Here is a 1,533-nt window from a genome sequence, read left to right as displayed (position 1 = left end):
CGCCGTCACGCTGTCGCTGGCCTGGCGCCTGCTCGCGAAGCTCCGCGCCGCCGATCCGGTCGAGGGCCGCGTCGCGCTGACGCGCGCGGATTTCGCCGCCGCCTTCGCCACGCTCGCGCTGCCGCCGCCCTCCGACGCCGCGGTGGTGCGCGCCCGCGTCGCGCGGGCGAAGTCCTCCTTCGCGCGCGGCATGGCGGTGCTGAAGGGCGAGCGCCGCCGCGCCCTCTTCGCCGTCTACGGCTTCTGCCGCGCGGTGGACGACATCGCCGACGCCGCCATGCCGCTGGCCGAGAAGCGCCGCTTCCTCGCCGAGTGGCGCCGCAAGCTCGACACTCCGGACTGTGCGCTCTCGTCGGAACTCGCCTGGGCACGCCGCGCCTTTTCCTTGCCCGACGCCGAATGCGGCGCGATGGTCGCGGGCATGGAGACGGATGCGGAGGGTCGCGTGCGCCTGGCCGACGACGCCGCGCTCGATCTCTATTGCCGCCGCGTCGCCGGCAGCGTCGGCGCCATGGCCGTGCGCATCTTCGGCGCGCCGCGCGCCGAGGCCTGGGGCCTGGCGCTCGGCCACACCTTCCAGCTGGTGAACATCGTCCGCGACGCCGAGGAGGATGCGGCGCGCGACCGCGTCTATGTCCCGCGCAGCCTGCTCGACGCGCATGGCGTCGCGACCGACGACGCGGCCGCCATCGTCGCCCATCCGGGCTTTGCCGCCTGCTGCGCCGAGCTCGCCCGCCGTGCCGAGGCCGGCTTCGCCGCGGCCGAGGCATCGCTGCCGCAGCATGACTTGCGCGCGCTGAAACCGGCCCGCGTGATGATGTGGGCCTATCGCCGCCTGCTCGACCGCATGCTCGCGCAGGGCTTCGCCGCGCCCCGCACGCGCGCGCGCCTGACACGCGGCGAGAAGCTGCAGATGGCTCTCTTCGCCATGAGGCCCGCGTGACGATCCACGTCATCGGCGGCGGCGTCGCGGGCCTGGCCGGTGCGCTCATGCTCGCGAAGCTCGGCCACCGCGTCACGGTGCATGAGGCAGCGCCCGCCCCCGGCGGCCGCGCCCGCGCGCTGCCCGACGGCACCGACAACGGCACCCATGCGCTGCTCGGCGCCAACCGCGTCGCGCTGCGCTTCCTCTCGGCCATCGGCGCACGCGACGGCTGGGTTGAGCCGGAGCCCGAGGGCCTGCCGGTGCTCGATCTCGCCGATCATAGCGCGCGCCTCGTCTCGCTCTCGCCGATCGGCTGGACACGGGGCTCGCGGCGGCCAGCCGGCCTCACGCTCGGCGGCCTCCTCGCGCTGGCACGCCTCGCGCTGCCGGGCGGCGAGCGTACCGTCGCCGATGCGCTCGCCGCGCATCCCGCCCTGCTGCGCGCGCTGGTCGAGCCGCTGACCGTCGCCGCCCTCAACACCCCGGCCGAGGAAGCCTCCGCCCGGCTTCTCGGCTCCGTGCTGCGCCGCCTGGCCGCGCCCGGCGCGGCGCGGCTCTACATCGCCGCACGCGGCCTCGGCCCCGACCTCGTCGCGCCCGCGCTGGCG

2 protein-coding genes are annotated in these 1,533 nt (G+C 76.3%); both read left to right on the top strand.

Annotated elements, in window-relative coordinates; genetic code table 11:
- On the top strand, nucleotides 1–943 hold a 943-nt coding region (locus tag L2I40_RS23045), incomplete at its 5' end, for a squalene/phytoene synthase family protein (protein WP_237217693.1).
- Nucleotides 940–1,533, top strand: a 594-nt coding sequence (locus tag L2I40_RS23040) for an NAD(P)-binding protein (RefSeq protein WP_237217692.1), incomplete at its 3' end; no start/stop codon positions are given. The genes L2I40_RS23045 and L2I40_RS23040, both read left to right, overlap by 4 nt.

The sequence above is a fragment of the Falsiroseomonas oryziterrae genome (genome assembly GCF_021864505.1).
Classification (GTDB): Bacteria; Pseudomonadota; Alphaproteobacteria; order Acetobacterales; family Acetobacteraceae; genus Falsiroseomonas; species Falsiroseomonas oryziterrae.
This window is presented reverse-complemented; position numbering and strand designations above follow the sequence as displayed.